The organism is Paenibacillus sp. JL3B1040, assembly GCF_057063165.1.
Map to the genome: position 1 here is coordinate 4,596,082 of NZ_CM169317.1, position 26,560 is coordinate 4,622,641.

The 26,560-nt window shown below is 51.8% G+C and carries 23 protein-coding genes and 2 pseudogenes; 3 read left to right on the top strand and 22 right to left on the bottom strand.

Translation table 11 applies throughout. The features are described from left to right. Window positions 1–82: 82 nt before the first annotated feature. Entirely contained in the window at window positions 83–1,828 is a 1,746-nt protein-coding gene (locus tag ACZF99_RS20925) for a sensor histidine kinase (protein ID WP_483606892.1), read from the top strand. After that, window positions 1,825–3,453 (top strand): response regulator transcription factor, encoded by a 1,629-nt coding sequence (locus ACZF99_RS20930; RefSeq protein WP_483606893.1) that lies wholly within the window; start codon window positions 1,825–1,827, stop codon window positions 3,451–3,453. Before ACZF99_RS20925 ends, ACZF99_RS20930 begins: the two co-directional genes overlap by 4 nt. Window positions 3,454–3,527: 74 nt before the next feature. Here the strand turns inward: ACZF99_RS20930 and ACZF99_RS20935 are convergent, their stop codons facing one another. The 7 genes and pseudogenes from ACZF99_RS20935 to ACZF99_RS20965 form a co-directional block, all read right to left on the bottom strand. Then, window positions 3,528–3,590, bottom strand: coding sequence for a hypothetical protein (locus tag ACZF99_RS20935; RefSeq protein ID WP_483612867.1), 63 nt, complete (start codon window positions 3,588–3,590; stop codon window positions 3,528–3,530). Window positions 3,591–3,788: 198 nt separating this feature from the next. After that, on the bottom strand, window positions 3,789–4,343 hold the full coding sequence (locus ACZF99_RS20940) for a GNAT family N-acetyltransferase (protein WP_483606894.1): 555 nt from the start codon (window positions 4,341–4,343) through the stop codon (window positions 3,789–3,791). Window positions 4,344–4,555: 212 nt separating this feature from the next. After that, window positions 4,556–4,897, bottom strand: a pseudogene (locus tag ACZF99_RS20945) (histidine phosphatase family protein); the annotation flags it as partial. A 249-nt stretch (window positions 4,898–5,146) separates the two neighbouring features. Further along, window positions 5,147–5,704 (bottom strand): GNAT family N-acetyltransferase, encoded by a 558-nt coding sequence (locus ACZF99_RS20950; protein WP_483606895.1) that lies wholly within the window; start codon window positions 5,702–5,704, stop codon window positions 5,147–5,149. Between the two features lie 211 nt (window positions 5,705–5,915). Beyond that, complete coding sequence (locus tag ACZF99_RS20955; RefSeq protein WP_483606896.1) at window positions 5,916–6,146, bottom strand: hypothetical protein; 231 nt, start codon at window positions 6,144–6,146, stop codon at window positions 5,916–5,918. A 9-nt stretch (window positions 6,147–6,155) separates the two neighbouring features. Next, window positions 6,156–7,367, bottom strand: a complete 1,212-nt coding sequence (locus tag ACZF99_RS20960) for a Ger(x)C family spore germination protein (RefSeq protein ID WP_483606897.1) — start codon at window positions 7,365–7,367, stop codon at window positions 6,156–6,158. Between the two features lie 3 nt (window positions 7,368–7,370). After that, window positions 7,371–8,891: a spore germination protein gene (locus ACZF99_RS20965; protein WP_483606898.1), complete on the bottom strand. Its 1,521-nt coding sequence runs from the start codon at window positions 8,889–8,891 to the stop codon at window positions 7,371–7,373. Between the two features lie 187 nt (window positions 8,892–9,078). On the opposite strand from ACZF99_RS20965, the gene ACZF99_RS20970 reads away from it, so the two are divergent. Further along, entirely contained in the window at window positions 9,079–10,191 is a 1,113-nt protein-coding gene (locus ACZF99_RS20970) for a GerAB/ArcD/ProY family transporter (protein ID WP_483606899.1), read from the top strand. Window positions 10,192–10,205: 14 nt separating this feature from the next. On the opposite strand, the gene ACZF99_RS20975 is transcribed toward ACZF99_RS20970, so the two are convergent. The 15 genes and pseudogenes from ACZF99_RS20975 to ACZF99_RS21045 all read right to left on the bottom strand — a co-directional run bounded on the left by ACZF99_RS20975 (window position 10,206) and on the right by ACZF99_RS21045 (window position 26,500). Next, entirely contained in the window at window positions 10,206–11,489 is a 1,284-nt protein-coding gene (locus tag ACZF99_RS20975) for a glycoside hydrolase family 140 protein (RefSeq protein WP_483606900.1), read from the bottom strand. Window positions 11,490–11,512: 23 nt separating this feature from the next. Beyond that, window positions 11,513–13,114, bottom strand: coding sequence for a response regulator (locus tag ACZF99_RS20980; RefSeq protein ID WP_483606901.1), 1,602 nt, complete (start codon window positions 13,112–13,114; stop codon window positions 11,513–11,515). After that, window positions 13,111–14,952 (bottom strand): sensor histidine kinase, encoded by a 1,842-nt coding sequence (locus tag ACZF99_RS20985; RefSeq protein WP_483606902.1) that lies wholly within the window; start codon window positions 14,950–14,952, stop codon window positions 13,111–13,113. Before ACZF99_RS20985 ends, ACZF99_RS20980 begins: the two co-directional genes overlap by 4 nt. A 137-nt stretch (window positions 14,953–15,089) precedes the next feature. Further along, window positions 15,090–16,616 (bottom strand): extracellular solute-binding protein, encoded by a 1,527-nt coding sequence (locus ACZF99_RS20990; RefSeq protein WP_483606903.1) that lies wholly within the window; start codon window positions 16,614–16,616, stop codon window positions 15,090–15,092. Window positions 16,617–16,653: 37 nt separating this feature from the next. Further along, the gene (locus ACZF99_RS20995) at window positions 16,654–17,535 is read right to left on the bottom strand and encodes a carbohydrate ABC transporter permease (protein ID WP_483606904.1); all 882 of its coding nucleotides are present in this window, start codon (window positions 17,533–17,535) and stop codon (window positions 16,654–16,656) included. Window positions 17,536–17,548: 13 nt separating this feature from the next. Continuing rightward, window positions 17,549–18,532: an ABC transporter permease gene (locus tag ACZF99_RS21000; RefSeq protein ID WP_483606905.1), complete on the bottom strand. Its 984-nt coding sequence runs from the start codon at window positions 18,530–18,532 to the stop codon at window positions 17,549–17,551. 531 nt (window positions 18,533–19,063) lie between these two features. Continuing rightward, window positions 19,064–20,314 (bottom strand): FAD-dependent oxidoreductase, encoded by a 1,251-nt coding sequence (locus ACZF99_RS21005; protein WP_483606906.1) that lies wholly within the window; start codon window positions 20,312–20,314, stop codon window positions 19,064–19,066. Between the two features lie 54 nt (window positions 20,315–20,368). Further along, window positions 20,369–21,442 carry a LacI family DNA-binding transcriptional regulator gene (locus ACZF99_RS21010; RefSeq protein WP_483606907.1) on the bottom strand — a complete coding sequence of 358 codons (1,074 nt, stop codon included), beginning with the start codon at window positions 21,440–21,442 and terminating at the stop codon, window positions 20,369–20,371. A 42-nt stretch (window positions 21,443–21,484) separates the two neighbouring features. Continuing rightward, the gene (locus tag ACZF99_RS21015) at window positions 21,485–21,979 is read right to left on the bottom strand and encodes an AAA family ATPase (RefSeq protein WP_483606909.1); all 495 of its coding nucleotides are present in this window, start codon (window positions 21,977–21,979) and stop codon (window positions 21,485–21,487) included. 555 nt (window positions 21,980–22,534) lie between these two features. Continuing rightward, a complete protein-coding gene (locus tag ACZF99_RS21020) occupies window positions 22,535–23,125 on the bottom strand; it encodes a hypothetical protein (RefSeq protein WP_483606910.1) in 591 nt (196 codons plus the stop codon). Between the two features lie 51 nt (window positions 23,126–23,176). Then, complete coding sequence (locus ACZF99_RS21025; protein WP_483606911.1) at window positions 23,177–24,034, bottom strand: class I SAM-dependent methyltransferase; 858 nt, start codon at window positions 24,032–24,034, stop codon at window positions 23,177–23,179. 32 nt (window positions 24,035–24,066) lie between these two features. Beyond that, window positions 24,067–24,273 (bottom strand): annotated as a pseudogene (locus tag ACZF99_RS21030) (hypothetical protein); the annotation flags it as partial. 262 nt (window positions 24,274–24,535) lie between these two features. Then, window positions 24,536–24,988 (bottom strand): NUDIX hydrolase, encoded by a 453-nt coding sequence (locus ACZF99_RS21035; RefSeq protein WP_483606912.1) that lies wholly within the window; start codon window positions 24,986–24,988, stop codon window positions 24,536–24,538. An 86-nt stretch (window positions 24,989–25,074) separates the two neighbouring features. Beyond that, window positions 25,075–25,986 carry an aminoglycoside phosphotransferase family protein gene (locus tag ACZF99_RS21040; protein ID WP_483606913.1) on the bottom strand — a complete coding sequence of 304 codons (912 nt, stop codon included), beginning with the start codon at window positions 25,984–25,986 and terminating at the stop codon, window positions 25,075–25,077. Window positions 25,987–26,197: 211 nt separating this feature from the next. Further along, entirely contained in the window at window positions 26,198–26,500 is a 303-nt protein-coding gene (locus tag ACZF99_RS21045) for a hypothetical protein (protein WP_483606914.1), read from the bottom strand. Window positions 26,501–26,560: the final 60 nt, after the last annotated feature.

The following is a 26,560-nucleotide window of genomic DNA, read 5'->3' on the forward strand; positions in this document are numbered from 1 at the left end:
AGGTTTTATAATAGAATTAAAATTCAATAAAGCGCATTCATACGAATTAAAAGCGCGGGAAAGGATGCGGCGCTAGCAAGCCATGGCCAAATCGACGAAAATCAAACAGTATCCGGTCCGCCATTACGTCAATATCATGTTTCTGATTTCCTTTGTTGTCCTGATCCTGGATTTCGCCATCAGCATTTCCGCGATATCGATCGTCAAGCAGCAATCCACGCGCTATTTGCAGGACACCGCCGACTTGTACATCCATCGGATCAATCACGATTTTGCCTATATCAACCACTATACGGGCTGGACCCTGGCGAACGACGAAAACCTGAAAGCGATGAACGACAGCCCCATGAACAGCGCGGAATTTTTCGAAGGGAACGAAAACCTGCACAAACGTTTTAACGAGCTGCAGAAAAACTATGGGCAGGAATACAACTTTTTCGTGTATTTGAAGAAGCAGGACTTCTTCCTCAACTGCGCGCCGATCAGCATTCCTTACACGGATTATCTGGAGCTGAAGGAACAGGTGATCGCCAACGTGGAAGCGGACCGGAACGTGTACGAGAAAATCTACTCCAAATGGACGCCGGTGCAGATTAACGGCAAGTATTACATTACGAATATCGTGCCTTATCACGATAGCTACATGATCAGTTTGGTTTCGGCGGATAACTTGATCCGACCTTTGCGCGCGCTGAATCTCGGCGAAGACGGGTTCGTCTCCCTCATCGATGATCGCGGCATGGCCGTAACCAGCCCGATCTCCAACAACGGCAAGCTGCTGGACGCGAATCCGCAGCCGTCTTCGTTGCCGGATCTGTTCCGCGCCGGAACGACGGTCAACGGGGAGTTTACGAACGCCTCTTTTCACGTGAAGCTGGTGATCCAGTTCGGAGCGTTCGAAAAAATCATGATCGCCCAGCTCCTCATCCTCCTGTTGGCCGTCATCATCTCCTGCAGCCTCGGATTCATCCTGCTTTACTTCAGGAACACGGTGCTGCGGCCGATCAAGAGCTTCTCCTACAACCTGGCGTTTTGGACGGAGGAAGGCGAGCCGCTGGAATTCGAAAGCAGCAAAATCATCGAGCTGGAGAAAGCCAACAAGCAATTCATGAATCTGGTCGGCCAGATCAAAAAATTCAAAATCGACTTGTACGAACGGGAGTTGGAGAAGCAGCGCATCCAGTTGGATTACATGAAGCTGCAGATCAAGCCGCATTTCTTCCTGAATTGCCTGACGAACATCTACAGCATGGCGCAAATGCAGTTGTACCGGGAGATCGAACAGATGGCCTTGTCCACCTCGAAGTATTTCCGGTACATCTTCCAGAACGACGGCGACTTCGTGAAGCTGAGGGACGAAATCGAGCATGTGCGGATTTATCTCGATATCCAGAAACACCGGTATCCCGATGCCTTGGCTTACCGCATCGATGAGGAAGCTCCCCTGGCGGACGCCGAAATCCCGCCGCTCGTCCTACAGACCTTCGTGGAGAACGCGGTCAAATACGCGGTATCCCGGGTCTCGCAGGTACAAATCAATCTTGAGGTCCGGCTGCGGCAGGAAGGTGGCGAAGAGCGCATCGCGATCCGGATCACCGATACCGGACCCGGATTCCCGCCGGATATTCTGGAGGATTTGCAAAACGGGAACCCCCTGGATCAATCGGCGGGGACCCATATCGGAATCATGAACACGCTGCAGCGTTTGGAATCCTTATACGACGGTCAAGCGGCCGCGTCGTTCTCCAACCGCGAGGACGGCGGAGCATGCGTGATCTTATCCCTCCCGGCCTACGCCGGAATGAACAGGAGGAGCGTGGCCATATGAATGCTTTGGTCGTGGATGACGATGTCTACGTCGTCGCCGCTTTGGAGAAGAAAATCGATTGGACGTCGCTGGGGATCGAGAAGGTCTACACGGCAAACAACGTCGCCCAGGCGCGCGACATCCTGCAGCGGCACCCGGTGCAAATCCTGATCTCCGACATCGAAATGCCCCAGGGGAGCGGGCTGGAGCTGCTGGCTTGGATCCGGGAAGAGAAATATGCCGTTCAGGCTATCTTCCTGACCAATTACGCCGATTTCAACTACGCGCAAAAAGCGATCGAGCTGCAGAGCTTCGAATATTTCCTCAAACCGATCGAGTTCGATAAGCTGATGCTGATCCTGCGTAAAGCGGTCGCTCGGGCCAAGGAGCAGCAGCATCGGGAGAAAGCGATTCAAGAGGGGGCGCTTTGGCAGAAAAATCAGGCGAACCTGGTGGAGTATTTCTGGCGCAAACTGGTCAGCGCCAGCTCGGCCGCGCCCGTCAAGCCGGGGGCGGTGGTCCAGGCGACGGAAGACCAGCAGCTGGCTTACCGCATGTCCGACCTTATCCAGCCGGTGCTGATCCATGTGTTTCCTTACAACGGCAGCCTGGGCCGGGAGGAAAAAGGGCTGTTCGATTTCGCCCTGGGGAATGTGCTGGGCGAGCTGCTGCAGAACCCGCGGTTTTCCGTCGAAACCCTCCTGGAGTTCAAGGAATATCATTGGATCGCGATCCTCAAGTGGAACGATCCGCCGGAGCCCGCGCTGCTTGCGGAGTTATGCGCCGAATGGATTCGCCGGGCGAATGCGTATTTGAATTGCGACGCCTGCTGCTGCGTGGGCCTTTCCGGCCGCTTGGAGAGAATCGGTCAGGCGCTGCACCAGCTGCTGGCGATGAACGAAAATTTGACCAAAACCCGCAACCGGACCTACTGGGCGGAGCGCGACGATCCGCAAAAGCAGCCGGAATACCTTCCTCCGGACTTGGCCCGTTTGGAGGAACTGCTCCACCGAAACGATCCGGCCGCATTCCTCGCCGAAACGTCGCGCTACCTTCGCGACCGCCTGGACCGCAAGACGCTGGACACCGCGGGCCTTGCCTTGTTCCGCTTGGACATCGTGCAGCTCGTGTACGCCTTTCTCAAGATGAAAGGCATCGAAGCGCACAAACTGTACGCCGCGCGAGCCAACGAGCAACTGCTGGCCGGGTCCCTTCATTCGATCGAGGACATGGAGGAGTACGTGGCCTATTTGGTCCACACCGCCCTGGCCTACCGGGACTTCGCCGCCGAGCCGAGGTCGGTCGCCGAGGAAATCAAGCAGTACATTCACGCGCATTACGGCGATGAACTGACCCGGAACGACCTGGCGGAGGTGGTCTACCTCAACCCGGATTATCTGGCCCGCTTGTTTAAGAAAGAAACGGGTGTCTCGCTCGGCAGCTACGTGATTCAGGTCCGCATCTCCGTCGCCAAGCAGTTGCTTGAAACGACCAAACTCTCGGTATATGCCGTAGCCAACCAAGTCGGGTACGCCAACTACTCCTACTTCTCCAAGCTGTTCAAGCAAGAGGTCGGGGTAACGCCGAACGAATATAAGAAGAACCCGCGGAGTGCGGCACGGTGGCCGGTGGCGGAGCGGGCTTGAGGCGTGACCATGCTGGGCGTCACAAAATGGGCCTTCCCGCCGTAAACGGCAGAAGGCCCTTTCCTTAGTGAAAATCACTGACTCAAATAGACAAAATAATCTATTTTTATACCCTTGTAGCCTAAGTATCTAAGCATTGTCGAAATATTGCCTCGATGATAGGTTCCATGATTCACAATACTGAAACTCTTGTCCTGCCGCGTTTCGATAAGTCACTCTCTTCTCAACATCATTCATCGATAATAAATATTGATGAATTTGTGTTTGGTTTTGCCCGAAATCTTCCCTTAACTTGTATTTTAAATTTTAACTTATTTCCCTCATATTGGTACTGCTTATGTTGCATTTATATAGCCGTCCCAAGCTTCACGCGTCAACTCGAACTCGTAACCGGCGAAAACGATCGGATTCCCATCCGCATCGTTGCTGAAAGAACCCGTACTTTCTCGAACCGGTCTCATGCCTAAGCGGTTCAACAGCTTGCACGACGGTTCGTTCGCCGCCGCCGTCCCCATGATGATTTTTGCCGCCTTAAGCTCTTGAAACGCGTAAGCCACAAGCGCACGGCAGCTTTCCAAGGCATAACCCTTTCCATGTTCCCGAAAATCGAAACAATAACCTATGTTGTACACGCCCTGCTCGTCAGTAGGGTTTAAGCAGACATAACCGATAAACCGTCCGCTTTCTTTTAAGCAGACAGCCAAATACTGATCCCCGCTCGCAAACCAATCGCAAGCTCCTTGGATGCCCTCCTCCGAGGTCGGCCAAGGGTGATCGTACTTTCCATAAGGCGACGACATATATTGAACGATCATTTCCCGCAGCGGATTCCCATCCTTCTCCGGACGGAAATTACGCAGGGTCAGGCGCGGCGTTTCCAGGTTTAGCATAGGGTTGACTCCTTTAGATAGAAGGATATAAAACGGCAGCCATGATTATCGTAGAATGAGTTCTTACTTTCCCCTATTATACCATCAACTACCATCAACTACCATAACTAAATCCAAACCTAACAGGGTTAACTTGCTGTCGGACAAGCTGCCCAACTCGTCCTTTTGCCGAAGCGGCGTGCTTGCGGTAAAACCCAGATGAACCATTAAACGGATTCCCCTCCGGGTGAAGGGAACTCCCTATCTTGAAACATCTTGCTTACTAAAGGATATAGGTCATTGTCTGACATAATCTTGTCATCGCATGAAAATACGATCTCTTTCAGATCTTCATGGACAATTATTTCCTTGCCGGCAGCCTTCGCTAAATCTTCTATTGTCAAAACAGCGCGTGAATACGGGCTGGAGTAAAAAATGTCTATGCGCTCATTCTTCAACACTTCAGTTATACGCTTGGCATCTTCCTTCCCCTTGTCCGTTAGTCCCCTGGTGCGTTCATTCCCATCCACCTTAGGGGATTCGCCGTGCCTTACCATATAAATGTATGTATTCATGTTTTCTTCTTTTCCTTCTTCATAAAATACGTTCGTCCGTTATAAATTCCCGGAAAGACTCGTCATACTGATATTCCGCCCCATAGATCCGGCAATGCGCTTCTATCATATAGTGAGCATCGTTTGGGGTGAATGGCCGGATCTAATATATGCGAATAATCGGCAATGTAAAATAGAATAATGAAGCCCTCCACAAGGCAAGTTTGCTTACGCTTAACCTAGTTTGGTCGGTGGAGTAACCGAATTCTTTTAGAGATTTCTTTGGACTAGTCTTTCTTCGAACTCTTTTCTTAGTAGAGAGTAGTGGTATTGATCGCTAATGGACCCGTCGCGAAACCAATAATGTTCTCGATAAGCGCCCTCAAGTTTAAAATTAAAGCTCTCCAGCAATCGGATCGAAGCTTTATTACAAGAAGCAGTCGTAGCATAGACTTTATTTAAATTTAAATTTTCATCGCGGAAGATTTCTTCCAAGAATAAACCGATCATCTTTCTCCCCACCCCCTTTTTTCTACGGAATGGGGGAACATAATAACCAAACTCTCCGCTTCGATTTCTCGGATTATAATCAAAAAGATTTATTTTCCCTACCATCTCACGATCCTCAAGATCAATGATAACATAGTGAAGTTGTCTTTGATTTAAACGAACCTTGAATTTCTCCCGATAAGCTTCGTAATTTTCCAAATCTTCAATTGGTCGACAAGTGTGATTTTCCTTTTCGGTTTCGTCGGCAGCCCACTGATAAATCACCGGCAAATATTCAGAGACATTGGCCTCGGTTAATTTCAACAGTTTGAAAGTCATTTTACTGCCACTTCATTGTCCTGAATGATTCGGGTTGCTTCACTTCTATTCAAATTGATCTCTCCTTAAAATGAAAAGGGTTTGTCTGTTAGTTCCATCATCTCCCGACTTCAATTCATTCCTCAAGATCAAATATCATCTTGTACACATCCGGTTTTGAAGTTTTCATGAAAAAATTTGGCTATCAACTTCAGTTATTCCGCCCCAATCCTTATCCCACGATTCGCTGAACAAAATCGTTGACGGGCGTATATAACCAAATGATCAAATAGAGCGGGCTGGGGACCTGCACCTTGAGCACAGTGCATAATGTTGCCGCAATGCCTGCCAACCAGAGGAAGATGAACACGGCGAGTTGGCCGAATTGACGGGAACGAAGCAAGGAAGGCAGATCAAGAGCTATACAACACGCGGCAACCAACAGAACGGCCAGAAGGTCCATGATACGGCCTCACTCCTTCATGTCATCCTGAAATGATTTATCGATGAGCCCGACCCGGTTGATATGCACGGAAGCTTGATAATGAACGGGCAGCGTTTTTAGGTAATTTGCCCGCTGTTTCTTCAGCTTCTCCCACACCTTCGGATGGGATTGGTAAATTAGTTGGCCAAACCCCAGAATATCGGAGTTGTATTTACTAATAATTTGATCGGCCGCATTTTCCATGAGGTAGATGATCCGTTCTTCCGCCTTTTTCTCCAATTCTCGGATCACCCGGTCGTCATCCAACTTCTCCGTACTCTGCGAAGCCTGAACATTGACGGTGGCGCGTACGGAAATGTAAATATTCGGCTCCCCATCGATGACTTTGACCGTTCGCTTGGTGGAAGTCCGGAGCGCCTCCATCACGATGGGCTTTCCGTCATCTCCTTTCACCGGACCGGCGCTCTTCTTCACTTCACCCATAATATAGTTATAACCAATCGTTTCCTCGTCATTAAGCCATCCGATCAGCTTGTCCTTTTTAAAAACAGCGAGGCCATGAAACTTCATACTTGCTTTGGGCTTCGTGCTTTCCAAGTTTCCCTTCGACCCGCCTGCGGAACGGTCGCCAACGATCTCTATGCTTGACAGCGCGATATTTCTCCCCTCGGCTACTAAGTCGTCAACCAGTTTGTCAATCGTGACGGGTGACGTTCTGGCTGTTGATTGGGACGAGGTCTGTAAGGAATAAAACAGCCGGTTGGCCGGTAATTTATCCAGCGGCGTCAATATCCGCAACACCTCGGAGGCCTGGGCATCCCGCGCGACAGCGATGAAGAAGTCCGTCCGTGGTTCGCGGCTTCTTATAATGACATCCAGCACCGGGGAAATACCAGAGCGGGCTAACTCCTCACCGAGCACCAAAATGCGGATATGCCCCAAATAACTTGATCTGGAGCTCATTAAGGTAAATTTATGCAGTGCTTCAAAAACGGTTGGGACTTTAAATTCGTAAACGGTGACCGGCGTTCCGCCCCCCTTTGCGGTGGTTGTGGCGATTTCCGCAGGAACGACCACCTGCATCGTTACTTTGTACTGGTCTCCCTCCTTATCCAACCCGTACCCTAGGACAAATGCCAGTTCATTAAGCTCTCTTCTTTCCCAGCATCCACTAAGCAAGGCAGGCAGCAAAATGATCAGCATGAACCCGCATAGCGTTGTTTTCAACGTTTTCATCATGGTTTACGGCTCCTCCCGCCCGGTTTGTCCTTGCCGGATCACGTTTTCGGTCCCGGTTTGCTTAGATCTCGTTGTTAACCTCGGCCAAGGAAGACGGAAAACGGAATCTTTCAAATCGCTTTGAATATAGGGTCCGATCGGACTCATATAAGGCATTCCGAAAGAGCGCAGCCCGGCCAAATGCAGCACGATGATAAAAAGGCCGAACAAAATGCCGTACAAGCCCATAAACGCCCCCAGTGCCATCAGGCCAAAACGGATGATTCGGACGGCGATGGACATTCCCGTCTCCGGAATCACAAAACTGGAGATCGCCGTCACGGACACAATGATGACCATGGCGGATGAGATAAAACCTGCCTCTACGGCCGCTTGTCCGATCACCAGGGTCCCGACAATGGAAATGGCCTGGCCGATGTTCTTCGGTATTCTTACGCCCGCCTCGCGCAAAACTTCATAGATGACCTCCATGAGCATCGCTTCGATGAAAGCCGGAAAAGGAACCGCCTCCCTTTGCGCAGCCAAGCTGATCACGAGGGTGGTCGGAATCATTTCCTGGTGATACGTCGTAATGGCCACATAGAGCGCCGGGGCCAGCAGCGCGATAAAAAATGCCAAATAGCGGATAAATCTCAGCAAAGTGGCAATATCCGCCCGCTGATAATAATCTTCGGCAGATTGGAAGAAATTCAAAAAGAAGGAGGGAACTAATAGAGCAAACGGCGTACCGTCCACCAGGATGGCCACTTTCCCTTCTAAAATTCCCGCCGCGATCGTATCGGGGCGATCGGAATTATAGATCGTGGGAAACGGAGTAACGGCCGTATCTTGAATGAATTCTTCGATATAGCCGCTTTCCAAAATACTGTCGGTGTCGATCTTGGCCAGACGCCGTTTTACTTCGGCCACGATTTCCGCATTGGCAACGTTGTTCAGATACATAATGGCCACATCGGTCTGGGTGACCTTGCCGATTTGAAACGTCTCGAGCCATAGATGCCGATCCTTGATTTTTCGCCGGATCAGCGCCGTGTTGGTGCGCAGTCGCTCGGTAAACCCCTCCATCGGCCCGCGTAAAACCGTCTGTGAGTTGGGTTCACCGACATTACGGTCCTCCCAGCCGGGAAGTGCGATCCGCAGCGCGGTATTTGCTCCCTCCAGCAGCAGTATGATACATCCCGATAAGAGATCATGAAACAGTTTGTCGTAATCGGTGATTTCCGTGATATCTCCAGCCATCAGAATGCAATCCTTGAGAAGTTGCAGCTTCTGCGCGGCGTCCAGCTTTTCCGGTTCATCAAATTCGGAGAATCCCCGTTCGGTCAGCGAGTAAAGGATGGAATTGTGCAGGGTGCCGGTATCCACCAGGCCATCGATAAAAAACAAGATCAGCTTTATGTTTGTCCCTAGAATCAGCTTCTTTTTCACCAGATCCGTGCTCCCGCCAAGCGCTTGTTGCAGCAGAATTTCGTTCTCCTGCAGGCGGGCCGACAATTGACCTTCAAGGCTTACTAATTGATCCACTCTCGTCACCCGGGTTCTCCGCCGATAGGCGTTTTTTGCTTATTTTGGTCGATTCGGCCATTATTATTCGCAAAAAATCCAGAACAGGAGCATACTGTCAATTCATTGCCGGCATACTAGCACAGACTGGCGCTGAAATCGCGTACCCGGTCGAAATGTGAGCCCTAGGCGGAAGGATGTATAGGACATGAGCTTGGAAAAAGGACGCTTATCTTCAAGACAACTGACAGTACTTGCCCTATTTGTGTTTGTTGGCGACATGGCGCTGATTTATCCCTTAACCATGGTGGCCGATTCGAATCAGGACGCCTGGATCGCAAGTTTGATCAGCTTGCCGCTGGGGCTCGCCGGTATCCTGATCCCGCTTAAAGTATATTATTTTTATCCTGAGCTGAACCTCATCGAAAAAGTTAATATAATCCTGGGGAAAGGGGTCGGAACCGCAGTCAACTTGTTCTATTTGTTTTTCTTTCTGATGGCAACGGCCATTTACATTCGAGAAATCGAGGATTTCATGTGCACGCATATTTTTGAAGGTACTCCAGGCGCCGTTTTTCGTTTCATGACCCTTTTTCTGGTGATTTACGGTCTTCGCCTGGGTCTTGAGACGCTCAGCAGGGCCGCCGAAATTTTATTGCCGCTCTTCATCCTGTTTTTCGTTTCATTGATGGTTCTTCTGCTTCCGCAAGTCCGGCTGGAGAATCTGTTTCCTATCATGAATACACCAGCCCCTAAATTGCTGCACTCCGTTTTGTTTGGCGTCAGCTATCCGTTTGGCGAAATGATCGTATTTCAGATGGTGCAGCCGTACGTCAAGCGGAACAAGCATACCAACAGGGATATCTTTCTCATCATGATTTTCGGCGCGGTTGTCCTGAATTTAATTTTGTTTCTCTCGATTACCGTACTGGGCACTTATCTAAGCGAGCATCAATTTTACGCCGCCTACATCCTGGCGCAAAAAATCAATATCGGCAATTTCCTGCAGCGAATCGAAGCACTGATGGCCATCGTGTGGGTCATCACCACCTTTTTCAAAACAGCGTTGTATTTCTACGCCTTTACGCTCGGTTCCGCCCAACTGTTTAACCTGAAAGGCTTCCGTTCCTTGATTTTTCCGGTTGGTTTCCTCGTGTTTGGACTTTCGCAACTGGTATCGAAAGATATTGTTTTCTACCTCAAAAAAATCCCCGCCTATTGGGTAGACTGGGATTTTACCGTTTGTTTTGCGATCCCTCTGCTGCTGCTCATCGTTTATTATATTAGGAAACCGAAAATCCGCTTGAACAGCGGCGGCTAATTAGCTCTTGCTATTCAAAAGTGAGCCCTCCCAATCACCAACACATCGGAGTTTACCTCCTCCATTTCGATGACGACCCCGTCGTCCGTCCTATGAACCACCGGCCGCATCGGGCACCGGATTTCCAGGTCAAACAGCTCAAACGCAAACGCATCCGGCGCTAGCCGTAAATGGACGGCATGGCTGTAAGGAACGTAAGCCATCAGCGTATTCCCGTCCCGGCTGACGGCGGCGCGGATGCCGGACGGCACGTCGATCAGCAGCTCCTGGGCCGGACGGCAGCCGAGCATCTCATGCCTTTCCATCAGCCAGGCGCCCAGGGCAACGTCCGAGGCCCCGGGAAGCCGCAGCGCCGTCCGCCAGTCGAATGGCACCTGCGAGGCATGCGCTTTCGTGAAACGCCGCCCTCGCCGGTGCCAGGACCATAGGCCGTGGGCGCCGTAAGCAAAGCCGGCCGAGGCCCCGGAGAGCACACTGGACCAGAATGCCCTGCGCACCGCAAAGGCATCGAAACGGCCGTACGCCCCATGATGGCCGTGCCCTTCGTAGCAGGGCTCCGCGTTGACGACCGGGCGGCCGTTCGGCCGGGCCGCGAAGCTCATGGCCAGCCCGTAGGCATCCGGCTGGTCCGCCAAGCTATGCCCGGACTGGTAGGCATAAAAGTCCAGCCCCGGATGCCGGTCAAGCCGCTCCGGCAGAGCGGCCAATCTGCCGCACACATGCAGCGAAGCCAGGGCTTCGGGGGCGACCCGCTTCAACATCTCCAGCGCATGAAGATAATAGTCCGCCGCTTCTTCCGTTTCAAAATTCGTATCGCCGCTGATATAATACAGCGGATCGTAAGGCGAAAACGTCCGCACCGCCAGGCCGACATACGAAGCGACATGCTCCCGGGGCATTATAGACGATGCCCCATTTTGCCGCGACATCCAGGTTCCGGGCACGTATTCTCCCCATAGAAGCACCAGGGCGCAGGTCATCCCCCGGGCAAAAGCCATCTCCACCATGCGGGCGGCCTGCCGGAAATACGCCGGATTCGGTTCGGCGAAATTCAAAGAGTCGTCCTCCTGCAGCGCAAACGGACAACGTCCCTCCAGCAGGCCGCTTCCGTCATGCATGATCGGCAAGACGGAGATTTGCAGAACGTTATACCCCTGCCGGCGGCGGACCTCCAAATAGTCCTCCCATTCCTCAAGTTCGGCACCCGAAAATGCGTTCCATACCGTATCTCCCAAATAAAAAACCGCTTTCCCATCTTTCCGAAAAAAACGGCCGTCCGGCGAAACGGACCATTTCACAGCGATCAACCTCCCCGGCGCGCTTACCCCTTCATCTCGCTGGGCGCCACGCCCCAATATTTGCGGAACACTTTGGCGAAATAACTGACATCGCGATACCCGGAGGCGTTCGCTGCGTCATACACTTTCATCCCGCCGCTCAAATGCTCCTTGGCCAACTCCATTCTAAGCTTCAGGACGTATCCCGAAAAGGCAATACCCGTTTCCCGCTTGAACAAGCGGCTTAAGTAGGACGGATTGACATACAGGCGCTCGGCCAAGGTATGCAGGCTTAAATCCTCTTCGCCCAACATCTGTTCGATCGCTTCCATCATTTGTTTGACCAGCCGGTGGGTGGAGCTTCGGCGTTCATGTTCCCGATAAGCGGCAATGTGGCCTGCGGCCCGCTTGGCCCACTCGACAATCTGGTCTTTGGACAACAAGGATTCGAAGGAGAGGAACCGGCGGTAATCGTCCTGCAGCACCTTTTGCATCGACCATCCGCGGGACTGGATCATCCGCGTAAATACGCTGCTCAAATGCAACAGATGCTCGTAGGCCAGCCCGGAGGAATCGGCCCGGGCGTAAACCGCCTCGAAATATTCGTCGATCAAGCGGTAGGCGCCGGCCGAATCCCCGGCATGCAGCGCAATCTCAAGCTTCTTCTCGAAGCCGGCATCGATCGCAATGGGATGTTCGCTGTTCTTCACGTCCAGGTAAGGAATGACGATTTCATTCCCGTAAATCGCCCGCTCCTGCAGCGATCGGCACGCCTGCCGGTAAGAATGCGGGACTTCGGCCAGCGTGCCGACGATCGTCCCGAGGCCCGCGCTGGCCGTCAACTTCAGGCATTCCTTCACAACGTTCAACAGGCGCGGGACCTGCAGGTTGACCCGCTTGGCCAAAGTCTGCTCCGCGCCCTCTCCGCGCTCATAGAACAGCAGCACCGCGGTACCGTCGGCGTCGGCGAAAACCCGGCAATCCTGCCCCTCGGCCAATTCCCCGGCGATGGACTCCAACGAAAATTGCAGCAAAGGCAAATCCGCCGCCGTAAAACGCGACTCCTCCGCAGGCAGCGGATCGATGTCGCATACCGTCACCGCAAAATGGGAATATGCCTCCAGTTCCAAGTTCAGCTCCCGCATATGCTTGTGCAGCTCCCATTCGGCATAACGGTCCAGCATCCAGTTGCGGCAAAAATCCGCCCGCAGCTGGGGAAGCCGTACCTGCCATTTCCGCTGCAGCTCCGCGAGGTTATGCTTCTCCGCCAGCTCCCGGCGGATTTCATCGGCCGCCGTAAGCACGGCATTCAGGATCTCGTCGTCGCCGGCCGGCTTCAGCAGATAGTTCATCACCCCAAGCCCGATCGCCGCTTGCGCGTACGGAAAGTCGTCATGGCCGCTCAAAATGACGATTTTGAGCTGCGGCTCCTTGCGCAGCGCCGCTTCCGCCAATGCCAGCCCATTCATCTCCGGCATCTCGATATCGAGCAGCACGATATCCGGCTTGCGCCGCTCCATTAAGGCGAGCGCTTCTTTTCCGTTTTCGGCCAGACCTACGACCTCGATGCCGTGCCGCTCCCACGGGATATTGTGGGCCAGGCTGTTCAAGATGCGAATTTCGTCTTCCACAATCATCAGGTTCATAACTCCGCCCCCTCTCCTCTTTCCAGCCTGCAAGGTTCCGCCGGAAGGTCGATCGTCGCAACTGTCCCTTCCCCTTCCTTGCTCTCTACCGTAAGCTGCGCCGCCCGGCCGTAATAAATCCGGATTCGCGCCTGCACGTTCAGCAGGCCGAAAAACTCGGATTGCTGTTCGGGCGGCCCGTTGAATTCGCCGGTTTTGGCCCGTTCCAACGCCTGCTTCAGACGGGCCAGCCTAGGTTCGGGGATCCCTTTCCCGTTGTCCGACACCTGCAGGATCAGGCGATCTCCGCGAACCTCCGCCGTAATATCCAGCCGGCCGCCGCTCCTTTGCTTCTCAAGCCCGTGCAGGATCGCGTTCTCCACCAGCGGCTGAAGCAGCAGCTTGAGAATGTGCAGGCTGCCGCTATCCTCGGAAGCGCGGTAAGAAACCGCAAATTGATCGGAGAACCGCAGCTGCTGGACGCGAACGTAATAGTGCAAATGTGTAAACGTCTCTTCCACGGTAAAGGCTTCGCGCCCCTTGCTTAAGCTGAGGCGGAAAAAGTGGGATAAATTCAGCACCATCGCGCTGATCTCCTCCGCCTCGTAATTTTTGGCCGTCCAATAGATGGAATCCAGGGTGTTGTACAGGAAATGCGGGTTGATCTGCGCCTGCAGAAACTTCAGCTCGGTTTTCGTCACTCGCAGCTGCTGTTCGTAGATGTCGCGAATCAAATGCTGCTGCTGGCTGGCGGTTTGGTTGAACGCGTCGGTCAAATAACCCAGCTCGTCCTGGCGCTGATTCGGCAACTGTATGTTCAGATTGCCTTTTCGCAGCTGTCTCATACCGGAGACAAGGCTCGAGATCGGCGATGAAATGCCGCTGTACACGACCCAGGAAATCCAAACGGCCAGCACGAAACTGATGGCGATAATGCCATAGGTAAAAATCTGGAGCGGCCGCGATTTCCGGTAAATTTCGCCCTCCGGCTGGATCAGGACCAGGGACCAGCCGCTGCTGGGCGAGTGGACCCGGAGAATCATATCCTTATCCGGCGAGCCGGCCACCTCCCGCAGGATCACTTGGCCCGGTCTGATCTGCGCGAGCGGCATCGGCAACGGCTCCGTCCCGCTATTGCTGACGACCAAGCGCCCCGCACCGTCGAACAAATACACTTTGGACCCGTCGTTCGGCATCAAATGGGCCAGGGAACGCAGCAGCTTATTTTTCGGAACGGACAACATGACGACGTTTCTCCCCCGCTCCGGACTATATAAATCAAGCAGCCTCATCAGGATCAGATTGTTTTGATTGAAGATCGGGTCCGGCAGTCCGGACAGATTCTCTTCGGTACGGCCCGGCATATAATAAATGCCTGCGCCGTTCGCTTCCACGACCTCCCGGTACCAATCTTCGGAGGCGTAGTTTTCCCGGTGAAGCACCCCCAGTTTGGTGGTGACGAGCGAACCCGATTTGCTGTGAAAAATCATCGCGTCGGTCAAATAGTCGTTGACCATGGTGATGTTGGAGATTTGGTCCAGCACCTTCATGAAATCGATGATCGCTCCCGGCGATAACGTCTCGTCGCCGTAATTCAGGCGGGACGTCAAATTAACGTCGGTGGAAATCAGCGTGGACAGGTTCTCGATCCCGTCCAGGGTCAAATCGACGAACTCCAGCGCGGAGCTCATGGCGCTCATCGTCCGTTCGCCCAACTCCTGCTCGAGGATTTGCTGCGAGCGGAAATTGGCGAACATGCTGAAGCCGACCAGCGGAAGCAAGATAAGGATGAAATAACACGTTAGTTTGACCTGAATCGATTGCTTGAATTTCCCGCGAAGTTTCGCCAGCCAGCTCATAAGGTTCCTCCCACGTTCCCGGCGGTTGCTCGCCTTTATCCGTCCACAATTCTAGTTTATCTTATACCGGCGCGGCTCGTCCGAAAATAGAGGAAAACAGCGCTCTTGAACAAGAGCGCCATCCTCCGGCAACAGGGTTATTTGCTGGCGTACCACGCATTGACTTCCTTGGCGATTTCTTCGCCGCCGTTTTTGCTCCAATCGGCGACGTATTGATCGAAAGCATCCAGCGGAAGTTCGCCCATAATGATTTTCGTAAAGACTTCGATTTCCATCTTGGACAGCTTGGCTCCGTATTTGCCCATGGCCGGCGTCGGCACGCTGAGATATTGATCCCGGATGGCCACGGCATCGATTTTGTCGACGATTTCGTTCAGTTTAAACTCCATGCCAAGCGAGTCAAGCCGGTCGCGGTTTTCTTCCGCCATATAGGGAATGACCGTTTCGCTGAGCGTCTGGCGGTAAATGTGTTTGTTATGCTGCTCGAAATCGGTTACGACCTTTCCGTCCTGCAGGCTCCACACCTCGTTCTCGAAGCCCAGCAGCAAGGTGCGGTAGCCGTCGCCGATCATGAAGTCGAGCATGCGGATGACCGCGTCGGGATTTTTGCTCGTAACCGGTACCACATTGTAGCCGGCCACGTAGCTGTTGCCCCAAGTGCCTTGCTTGCCGTCCAGACCCGTCGGGAAGTCCAGCGTGATCCACTCCGCGTTCGGATCGTTGTTTTGGTTAGTGAGGATCGGCCCCCGCGTATCGTACCAGTTCCCGGCGAACAAGCCGACCTTGCCGCTGGCGATCTTCTCGTCCACATTGGCCATTTTGTTCAACGCCCATTCGGGATCAATCAGTTTCTCTTGATACAAGCCCGCCAGGTAACCAAGCGCCTCCTTCATTTCCGGCAGCGTGCTGGCGTTGACCAACTTCCCGTCCCGCTCCGTCCACTGCCCTTTCTGGATCCCCCATGCTCCGACGAAAGGCGCGATTTTGCCCAGGTTCTCCTGCAGGATCAATCCAAAGGTGTCGGGTTTGCCGTTCCCGTCCGGATCCTGCTGCGCGAAAGCGCGAATGACGTTCTTGTACTCCTCCAGCGTTTTCGGCGGCTGCAAGCCCAGCTTGTCGAGCCAATCCTTGCGCGCGAACATGATTTCGTTCCCCGGAATCGGGTTCAGGTTGGGGATCGCGTAAATTTTCCCGTCCACCGTGACCATTTCCCACGCTTCCGCCGGGATGTTCTTTTTCAGGTTCGGACCGTATTGATCGATCAACTCGTTTAGCGGCGTGAGCGCTTTTTGGCGGACATAACTTTCAAACCAGTTGGCATCGTAAGACAAAATCATATCCGGCAAATCGTCCGAAGCCATAATGACGTTCAAAGCGTCGCCGTAGCCGTCCGCCGGAGGCGTCTTCAACTTGATGTCGAGATTGGTGTTCTCGCGAATGTAGTCGATGTACGGGTTGTTGTTCTCATCCATACCTTCCGGGAACTTGCGCCCGGCGTTGTTCAGGACGATCTCGATCGACTTTTTCTCGAGTGCGTCGCCCGAGCCGGAGCCGGAAGCATTGCCCGTCCCCTCGCTTGCGCCGGGCGAGCAGGCCGACACGGCGATCAGCGCCAGCAGCATGAGGACGGACGTGACGCGTTTGGTTTTTCTGTTTGTTTTCAAATGACATTCCCCTTTCGAAATCGAATTGGCCAGGTGATTAACCTTTGACGGACCCCAGCATAATGCCTTTAACAAAGTGCTTCTGCAAAAACGGGTATACCAGCAGGATCGGTACGGTACTGGCGATCAGCGCCGCCGCCTTCAGCGACTCCAACGCAAGCAGCGTGCTGTCCAAATTGGCGGAATAGCCGTTGTTGTTGCTGATGTTCGACTGGTTGAACATGATCAGCTCGCGGAGATAAACCTGAAGCGGGAACAGGTTCCGTTCCGTTACGTAAAGCACGGTATCGAAAAAGGCATTCCAGTGTCCTACCGCATGGAACAGCGTTATCGTGGCGATCACCGGCATGGACAGCGGCACGACGATGCGCACGAGGGTACCGACATTCGTGGAGCCGTCGATCTTCGCGGATTCCTCCAACTCGACCGGTACGCTTTGGAAGAAGTTCTTCATGATGATCACATTAAACGCGCTGACGGCGCCCGGGATGATATAGACCCAAAACGAATCGAGCAGCCCCACGGCTTTCACGACGAGGAAGGTCGGGATCATCCCGCCGTTGAACAACATCGTGAACACGATCATGAACATGATGGCGGAGCGCCCTTTGATGTATTTTTTGGAAAGCGGATAGGCCAGCATGCATGTAATCACGATATTTATGCACGTTCCGACGACCGTTCGCAGCAAGCTAACTTTGAAAGCGCTGAGGAACGCGTGTTCCGATAGCACTTTGCCGTACGCTTCCCAACTGAAGTCGACCGGCCAAAGATGCACCTTCCCCGATGTAATGGCTTGATGGCTGCTGAACGACTGGGCGACGACATGCAGGAAAGGCAGCAGCGCCAGCAAAGCGATCAGCCCCAGGGCCGCGTAATTCAGTTTTGAGGCGATCCGTTCTCCCCTGGATAATTTCATTTTTTCGCCTCCCTTACCATAAGCCCTCATGCCCCATTTTTTTGGCCGCTTGGTTGGCCGCAACGACCAGGATGAAACTGATCACCGACTTGAATAAGCCGACGGCGGTGGTGAAGCTGAACTCGCCCTGCGTGATGCCGGTGCGGTAGACGTAGGTTTCGATCACGTCCGCCACGTGATAGACCAGCGGATTGTACAGCACGAAAATCTGCTCGAACCCGACATCCAGCACGCTGCCTAACCGCAAAACGAACAAAATCACGATGGTGCCCAACAGCGAGGGCAGCGTGATGTGGATCAACTGCTTCCACTTGCCGGCCCCGTCGACGACCGCCGCTTCATACACCTGCGGGTCTATAGACGACAATGCGGCCAGATAAATGATCGCTCCCCAGCCGACCTCTTTCCAGATGTCGCTGGCGACCAATACGGTTCGAAACCAGTCCGGGTTGCCCAGGAAAAAGATCGGCTCAAACCCAAGCATCGTCAATACTTGGTTAATAATCCCGCTGGACGGGGAAAGCACGTTGATCAAGATCCCGCCGATGATCACCCACGACAAAAAGTGCGGCAGGTAAACCAGCGTCTGGATGGAGCGCTTATACAACATATGTCGAACTTCGTTGAGCATCAGCGCCAAAATGATCGGTCCCGGAAATCCCCACAACAGCTTGTATAAACTGATCAGCAGCGTGTTGCGAAATACCGTGTAAAACTCGTCGTCCATGAACATGTTTTTGAAATGTTCAAGCCCGACCCATTCGCTTCCGCGGATGCCGGCAAAGGCGCTAAAGTCCTGAAAAGCAACGATAATGCCCCCCATGGGCAAATATTTGAAAATGATAAAATAGGCGATGCCCGGCAGCATGATCAGGTACAAATCCCAATATTTCCTTAGCGCGCCGGATCCTTTCGCCTTCGGTACGTGCGGCCGAGCGGGCCGAAACCGCCTCCGGGCCGCCCCAGGCGTCCCGGCCTCCGCCAAATCCCGAGCCATAGGAGCCCCCCTTCCCTTTCTTGGTTGCTATAGCTTGTCCTCCGTACGGGACACTTCCATTGTAATCGCTTCCCGTAGAGCAGGGTAAGGCGATGTCGATGACCTTTTTCGGGAGTTTGATGACTTCTTGGGAAGGGGTTGAGGCGAAAAAACGGCAAGACCTATTGAAATAGCTGGTCGGAATAGAGAGCCGATGCTGTGCAGTGGACAAGAAGTTGTAAGTCCGGTCCCAAGCCTTCGTACAAAGGCTCTCGTGCATCGGCCCAATGCAGGGGGGTGTACGAAAAATCGTACAAACCCTGCTGTATGGCCTTGGGTCCAAAGTTGTCCACCATTCATCGTCCGGCCACATAGAGTCCGGAAGCGGCGAAAGCCACCCGTTTCACGTCCCTCCCCGCACGATGAAGGCTAAAAACGCCGGGTTCAAAGAACCTGGCGTTTTGGCAGTTTTGGCAGTTTTAACGTTTTAATCGTTTAACAGTTCCGGTCCTTCTGCGCCTGCTTTAGCGCGATCCGGCCGCATGGACCGGGCTACTCTTTCAAAAACCGGACATCCTGGCGCGCCAGCTCCCGGTGCAGCTCATCGATATGGATCTCGCTAAGCGGAATGTCATGCTCCGCCGCCAGCGACGCGGCGATGCCGGCCGACTGCCCCAAAGCGTAGCAGGTTGCCTGCACGCGCATGGAGGACATCGCCACATGGGTGGCGGAAATCGCCCGGCCGGCCACAAGCAGGCCGCGGATTCCTTTCGGCAGCATACAGCGGTACGGGATATCGTACCCGCTAACTTTGCGTTCGTCGGTCCCGCCGCGTCCATCCGGGTTATGAATATCGATTTCGTAATTCGTTTGGGCCACAACATCCGGGAATCTCCGGCCGGACACGACATCCTCTTCGGTCAATACGTATTCGCCTTGAATCTGGTTGGTTTCCCGTACTCCGGTCTGTCCCGGCACATGGGAGAGGATGTAATTCTCATACCCGTTGCGCTGCAGATAGTCCGCCACCGAAAACACCTGGCGCAGCGCTTCCTTCTCCGCCCGACTCACGTCCTTCACGCTGGCCCCGTTGCCTTTGACGCGGGTCATGTTGACCAGCAGCGTCCCTTCGTCGCCTTGCTCCCAATGCAGCAGTCTCCCTTGCGGCAGCTCCGATACGTCTTCGTAGCGGTAACACCCTTCGGGCAGTTCCCGCCGAACGGGCTTCCCGGTGTTTTGCATCATGAACATCAGCGTCATCGGCTGCGTCATCCCATCGGATTCCCTTCCCGTCGTATAACCGGCCCCCGCGTCAATCGCGACCCGGCCGTCGCCCGTGCAGTCGATGAAGACGTGGGCCTCCAGGGCGATCAGCCCTTCCCGCGTGTTCAAGACCACGGCCTTCACCCGATCGCCTTCCATGACCGTTCCGCAAAGACCGGCGTGAAACAGCACCTCGACGCCTTCCTTTTCCAGCTTCTCGTTCAGGTAATGACGCAAACGGAACGGGTTGAACTGCGGCCAAATCGAACCCTCATGCTGTTCCGGCAGCGCTTGCTCGGGAAGCACCTCGGACACGATTTCCCGGTAAATCCCCGTCACGTTGCCGACCCCCATGAAAATGCTGACGTTCGCCAACGTCCCCATTCCCCCGAGTTGGCCGGAATGCTCGGCGAGGATAACCCTTTTTCCGCTGCGAACCGCAGCGATCGCCGCGGCCACGCCCGCCGGGCCGCCGCCAACGACGACGATGTCCGCCCGGTCATATACCGGTACTTTCCTTTCAAACGCATAACTTTTCATTGAAAACGCCTCCATCCTTTTTGCTTTCATCTTAGTCCGGGATGGAGGCGCGAGCTAGTTCCATTTTAGTTTCATTTCCTGCGGATCAACAGTCGATACGATACGGCGGACGGTGCTTCCCGCATGCCAGCGGCACTGTAGCCGCGAATGCTCAAACGGCAGATGCGGGTTGGCCAACCGCCACAGCATCCGGTCCGCCGCGCGAGTGCCCGTCTCCCGGACGGGGAGCTCCGGCCGGGTCAGCTCGGGGAGGAAGGCGTTTTCCGACGTTTCCAGGCTGACCAGCGAGACGTCGTCCGGAATGGACAGGCCCAAGCGGCTGCAGGTGTAATAGATCCAAGGCAGCAAGTATTCGATGGCGCAAAGGACGGCCGTCGGACGAAGTGCCTCCCATTTCTCGACGAACGCCTGCGTCCATTGCTCCTGCGTCCCCGCCGGCTTGAGCAGAAGCTCCTCCGCCGGACGCGGGATCCCGCCTGTTTTCAAGGCTTCCCCAAACGCCTGCCACCTTTGCCTGAACCCGCGCTGGGTCTCGATATCGCCGACGTACATGATCCGGGTATGGCCCGCTGCGACAAGGGTGTTGACCGTTTGGGCCATGGCGTCGTTGACGTCCCAAATCACGCTATCCACACGCATGCCCGGTTCGGGGTAGTTGAGCATGATTTTGGGGAGCGGTAGCCCCATAAGCTGGCGCTCCAGCGCGGGCGGTAGCGCCGGCGCGATGAATATGCCGGAGGCATACGGCAAACCCGCCCGTTCAATCCACTCCCGCAGCGGCCCCGGCCGGGTGATTTGGCCGGGAAACAAGGTCAACTCGACCCGGTGGCCGAACTCTAGCAGGCGGTCCTGAATCGCGGCAAACAACAGGTTCGTCACCTCCCCGCTCCACCCGGCCACAAAAGCGAACCGGTGCGCCTTCTGCGCCAAGGGGGCCAGCTTGTCCGCCAGGACCGCTTCCTCCTGGGCCCGCGTCCGATAGCCCATTTCCCGCGCCGTGCGGAACACTCTTCTGCGCGTCTCCTCCGACATCCCCGGCTTTCCCCGGAGCGCCTTGGAGACGGTATGAACGGTTAATCCCAGCCGAGCGGCCAAATCCTGCAGCGTAACGTCTTTTTTTCGGCCCATTCCGACCCCTCCAGATATTCCTTAACGATCATTTCTCTCCAACTAGCTATCTATTATGATTTCTTTTATTTTTCCAATCACCTCTTCAATGCCGGTTTCACTTGTATCAACTTTAGTGGTATCCATATTCTCATACATGCTTAACCGCTCGATGCTCAACTTGATTTGTTCTTTCGAACGATGATCTTGATTCATTCTTTGTCGCAATGCAGCTTCGGAGCACATCAAAGTCACTTTCTTAACCTGAAAATCTAAATCACCAAGACGATCCAGCAAATTATTCAGAATCTCTTCACGATGAATAACCCAATTGAAAATAACATAGTCGAACATGGAGTTTGTCAAAAAGCTTCTAAGTAAATAGGTTATGTTGCTCTCTACCATTCTGATGTTTTCTTCGTTGACTACCCAGGGATTCATCATCCAGCACCAATCCCCATCCAGCCATACCGCTTTATCCAGTGACTTATATAATTCTTTACAGACTGTGGTTTTTCCGACTCCCATTGTTCCGTTGATTACGATCAGTTTCTTCATCGAGTACACCTTCATTGATTGATTTTTCAAAGTATCGAACTACAATGAATATGATTTCACAGACGACTTTCCAAATCACAACCGCGATTAAAAACAAAATTACGCCTTGGAATATACCTAGAGGCAAATTGTTGACTTCTTCTCCAGTATACCAATCGCCAACTTTTATCGTCTTTTGGTAGGTATGGGTTAAATACACCGTTTTTCCGAATAGGACTGATTTATATAGGATCGGGATGAATCCAGTATAAAATAAAACTGTGATTAAAATCTTTGAAGGAATTTCTCCAATTTGGAAAACCTTTTTCCCCATATCATTCCACACCCTTTAGCTTGATTTGCGTTGAATTTTCAGGTTAAAACTTGTTAGTTTGAAGCTCTTGTTATCTTGGATTAACTTTCAATAAAAGCAGTCAAATCAATGGTCTTCAAATCATGGTGTAATCTTGAAAAAGGATAACCGCTGCAATAGCAATTATTAGGGGTTTTGTATAAATCATTTCCAATCCTCTCCGCATTACAGATATTGGAAGCTCGTAACTCTACTGGGATAGATTATTGTTGCGACCTTTGCAGCCATTGTTCGAATTCGGCAGGTGTTCGCACCTGATCGTCCAGTACGGCCGTATAGATGTCATAGCTTTTTACTTGTATTCCGTACTCGCTTCTCGATGCCCAGACGGCTTTAATACTCAGGATAGAAACGACTGCTTCCGAAGTAAGACGACCTGGAATGGTGCGAATATGCTGTAGATCGGGCTGCTTTTCAGGCTCATCTATAAACCAAATATCCAGTCGCCATTCGTTCCCGCGCCGGGATTGATAAACCAGACCGATATAATAACCGTCCGGGTAGACCGGATCGGTGTTCCAATCGCCGGTATCGTTCAGCCATTTCAACTGCCGAACCCGAGGGTTGGACATCAACTCCGAAACCACACTGGTTATTGCAGCGATGTTCAGCTCGGAACAAATCACCGTCATATCGAGATCTCGCCAGACCATTAAACCAAGCGCCGCACTCCCTACTTTTACGGGAGTACCGACGGTCTCCAGCAATCGTTGAAGGTTCAACTCTTCCACAAGCTCAGCCGCTTCAGCTTGCAGGCGCATTTGGCGGGCAAGCAATTCTTCACGTTTCATCATTTCTCGTTTCGCCCCTCTAGATGTCCTTAATTACAAGGACCGCAATTGATGTTAGGTAGTTGCTACAAGAAACTCCTCTCCGCTTGGTAGCCGAAGTCCATCTGTTCGGCCGGTGAAGTAGCGGTTGTTCAGATCGGCCGAAGATACGTGCCTGACTTCTCGAAAGCCGGCTTCACGGGCCATCTCCAACATTTCCGGCGGTGTAAAGAAGCTGATGAAAGGTGTGCCGCTTGCCCTGGCTCCTTTCTTCGCCGTTTCGACCTCGGAATGCTCCTCGGACCCTGTTTGCTCAAACGGCAACAAAAATGTCATGGCCAGAGTGGAACCGGGGGCGAGCCGCGCAACCTGACGAAGCGTCGCAGCGATTGCGTCCTTGGTGAGATATTGCGTGACGCCCGTGGAGGCTACCACGGTTGGACGGCCTGTGTCAAAACCGGCATTTTTCAGTTGCTCCCACCAGAACCAGCCCGCTTCAAAATCGACCGGAACGAGGCGCAGCCATTCTGGGACGCCAAAGCCAAGATCAATTAAACGTTGTCTCTTCCAGGCCTGTGTGCCCGGTTGGTCGACCTCAAAAACCCGCATCCTGGAGGCGATCTCCGGCCGGCGTTGGGCAAAGGTATCGAGGCCGGCCCCGAGGATCACATACTGAGTGACTTCTTGCCCGAGCTGTTCGACGACCAAATCCTCAACGAAACGGGCGCGGGCCACAATGGATGCTCTAAAGCCGCTGCAGAACTGAGGATCCATGTCGGGGCGTTGGTGCCAGTCGTCATCCGGGTCAACCAGCTGTAGGCCGACCTCATCTTCAAGCACATGCGGAGGTGAATCGACCTGCATATGCAAAGCCCGCCACAACGCAACCCGTACTGCCGTATGGTCGGGTTCTGTAAATTGCTTATCATACATGATGTTCTCTCCTTTCGAGCGGATCACTCGTTTTAATATCTTTTGTTGAATTCAATAAATTTTAGTATAATTTCTACTCTTTCATTAACGGATTGATTTCCCTCTATTCGCAATACAGGACAAGTTAAATCTGAAACCCAGTGCGCGTGTAAGGCCCTACTCCTAACCTCAAGCCCGGCCGTGTCATAGAGAGCGGCCCATTCCAAAAATGCCTTGGATGGTTCGTGCTTGTCCCCCCCGGGCCTCCATCAAAGTTCACATGGGGTAAATGTTGAGATAATTCTCTGCCTAATGTCGTTGCACCCAAGCCGGAAGCTCCAAAAATGTGTATCCGATTATACATAAAATCCTCCGGATTGTCCTCCATATTTACTGCAAACTTATGCTTCAGTCCATGTAGTTCTTATGTAACCGATCTATGAAAACCCGACTGATAGAGAAAGTGCGCATCTACAAGCGTCGGGACAATTTCAAATTGTATAATAAATTCATTTCGATTAACTACCAATGGATATATCCCGACTTCTTTAAGATCTTATAGGTCATTGGATTCAACTCATGGATGGGCTCTTTTAAACTAAAATAGTTCAGCTCAAGTCCTTCATCATCATTGATGGTTGGAACCCCGGATACCTTGTGAGCTTCATAAACAATGATTGCATTGTATACTTCATCGCCATGAGGATATTGGTAGTACATATCCCTTCCGGACAAGACCGTTATAAATTTCAGTTCTTCTGCATGTAGACCCGCTTCTTCATATAATTCCCTATATCCTGCTTCTTCAAAAGTTTCAGCCAATTCTAAAGCTCCTCCAATGACTCCCCAATCTCCTGTATCCGTTCTTCTTTGAAGGAGTATATGCTTTTCTTCGTTCAAGACGATAACCGTCACGCCAGTCAAAATTAAAGGTCGAGTACCAACCAATTTCCGGAGTTCTGAAATATATCCCATCTGGATTCCTCTTTCTGTTATTCTTTTTCTGCGATGTCGGATAACTGGGGCATTGTTGGCCGAGCTTACTTCCTCGTTTATTCGTATTAACTTTCCGAATACCATTTCGGTTTAATAAGTCTAAAATATTCATGGTCTTCTAACACTCTATCTATTTTATCCATCATGATATCGGTTTCTTCTGGTTTAACTTTTCTTATCCATACAACCGATGAAATAAGACACATAGCTAAATAAAGCGAATACAATCTCCAGAAAAGATCATCAGGTTCTGAGTCTTGATGATATCCTTTAATCTGACCAATTGAAAATGGAATGCTTACTTCCGAACTAAACATTCCTGCCTTCAGAAATTCATGAATGGGATCTCCCCAATCGTATCTATCAAAATCGATCACTCCCGAAAGTTGATTATCCTTTATTATAAGATTTCCAACATGAAAATCGTCATGCTGAAATAGATTGGGTCTATCCTTCATTAGATGTAAATGATCTTCAATAAAAGATAAAAAACTTGAATCCTTCTTAATTCTAACATCTAACTGGAAATACTTATTAAGGTATTCATTATGCTTCTTAAGTTTTCGCTCATACCAAGGGGTAATATTATTTGGAGCTATATAGTTGTGGATTTTTTGCAATTCTCTCCCTGCTTCAACTCCAATATGGAATTGCTCTGTCAACGAAAGCTTAGAAAGAACTTCAGCGGCATCATCCCCTTCTATGAAAGATAACACCATAAATCCAATTCCCAAGTCTTCTAAAATGCCCACCTCTAGCGGCCTTGAGCATTTCACGTTATATTCCTTCATCCTCAATAAAACCGCAAATTCCATTACTTTTGAAGAATAGTGTTTAGGATCAAAAGTTCTGAGAAGAAACTTCTCATCATCTCTTAAAACAATATATTTCTTATCACTTGAATATCCTTGATGTATTGGTTCAATTTGAACATCGCCTTGTAAAAACGGAATACGTTCTATTAGTAACTGCTCCATGAAATCCCCCCTCACAGGTATATCCCACTTCCTTGAATTGCCTCGGTCAGGCCAAAGAGCGGTAGCCCCCTAGCGTGATTACGGTATTAGGTGATGTCAAATGCTTCCAATCATCTCTCACTCGGGTTTCATATGCCTTCTCCGCATCTACGACGCGACCCGGCTTAAGATACCTCTTATCTTAGGCCGGGTCGTGTGTTGTCTGAACCTTCTATTTGACTTTTGATATTGTTTCATTAGGATTTTTTGGAGAAATGTATTTTAGTCTATGTTTATCAAATAGTTTTTTTTCGTAAGAAATTATATATTCTTTATTTTCCTCTATCAATTTAGATATATCAACAGGTAATAAAACAGTTCTTACTCGGTTGCTTAAATTTACTACAGTTATTTCATTCTTGCTTACATTCCGTATGGTTACTGCTTCAAAAGTTGAAGAACTATATGAATTCCAAAACATGAATAATGCTACAATTATCAAGAATACAATTCCACAATTTTTATATGATTTCATTGTTTACCGCTCCTTTCCGTTTGACGACAACCCCTCGCAGTGAGTGCAGTGTTATGTACC

Bases quoted from the DNA above. Each gene is read 5' to 3' on its own strand.
- ACZF99_RS20925 (WP_483606892.1), top strand. From the start codon at position 83: ATGGCCAAATCGACGAAAATCAAACAGTATCCGGTCCGCCATTACGTC.
- ACZF99_RS20930 (WP_483606893.1), top strand. From the start codon at position 1,825: ATGAATGCTTTGGTCGTGGATGACGATGTCTACGTCGTCGCCGCTTTG.
- ACZF99_RS20940 (WP_483606894.1), bottom strand. From the start codon at position 4,343: ATGCTAAACCTGGAAACGCCGCGCCTGACCCTGCGTAATTTCCGTCCG.
- ACZF99_RS20950 (WP_483606895.1), bottom strand. From the start codon at position 5,704: ATGACTTTCAAACTGTTGAAATTAACCGAGGCCAATGTCTCTGAATAT.
- ACZF99_RS20955 (WP_483606896.1), bottom strand. From the start codon at position 6,146: ATGGACCTTCTGGCCGTTCTGTTGGTTGCCGCGTGTTGTATAGCTCTT.
- ACZF99_RS20960 (WP_483606897.1), bottom strand. From the start codon at position 7,367: ATGATGAAAACGTTGAAAACAACGCTATGCGGGTTCATGCTGATCATT.
- ACZF99_RS20970 (WP_483606899.1), top strand. From the start codon at position 9,079: ATGAGCTTGGAAAAAGGACGCTTATCTTCAAGACAACTGACAGTACTT.
- ACZF99_RS20980 (WP_483606901.1), bottom strand. From the start codon at position 13,114: ATGAACCTGATGATTGTGGAAGACGAAATTCGCATCTTGAACAGCCTG.
- ACZF99_RS20985 (WP_483606902.1), bottom strand. From the start codon at position 14,952: ATGAGCTGGCTGGCGAAACTTCGCGGGAAATTCAAGCAATCGATTCAG.
- ACZF99_RS20995 (WP_483606904.1), bottom strand. From the start codon at position 17,535: ATGAAATTATCCAGGGGAGAACGGATCGCCTCAAAACTGAATTACGCG.
- ACZF99_RS21000 (WP_483606905.1), bottom strand. From the start codon at position 18,532: ATGGCTCGGGATTTGGCGGAGGCCGGGACGCCTGGGGCGGCCCGGAGG.
- ACZF99_RS21005 (WP_483606906.1), bottom strand. From the start codon at position 20,314: ATGAAAAGTTATGCGTTTGAAAGGAAAGTACCGGTATATGACCGGGCG.
- ACZF99_RS21010 (WP_483606907.1), bottom strand. From the start codon at position 21,442: ATGGGCCGAAAAAAAGACGTTACGCTGCAGGATTTGGCCGCTCGGCTG.
- ACZF99_RS21015 (WP_483606909.1), bottom strand. From the start codon at position 21,979: ATGAAGAAACTGATCGTAATCAACGGAACAATGGGAGTCGGAAAAACC.
- ACZF99_RS21020 (WP_483606910.1), bottom strand. From the start codon at position 23,125: ATGATGAAACGTGAAGAATTGCTTGCCCGCCAAATGCGCCTGCAAGCT.
- ACZF99_RS21025 (WP_483606911.1), bottom strand. From the start codon at position 24,034: ATGTATGATAAGCAATTTACAGAACCCGACCATACGGCAGTACGGGTT.
- ACZF99_RS21035 (WP_483606912.1), bottom strand. From the start codon at position 24,988: ATGGGATATATTTCAGAACTCCGGAAATTGGTTGGTACTCGACCTTTA.
- ACZF99_RS21040 (WP_483606913.1), bottom strand. From the start codon at position 25,986: ATGGAGCAGTTACTAATAGAACGTATTCCGTTTTTACAAGGCGATGTT.
- ACZF99_RS21045 (WP_483606914.1), bottom strand. From the start codon at position 26,500: ATGAAATCATATAAAAATTGTGGAATTGTATTCTTGATAATTGTAGCA.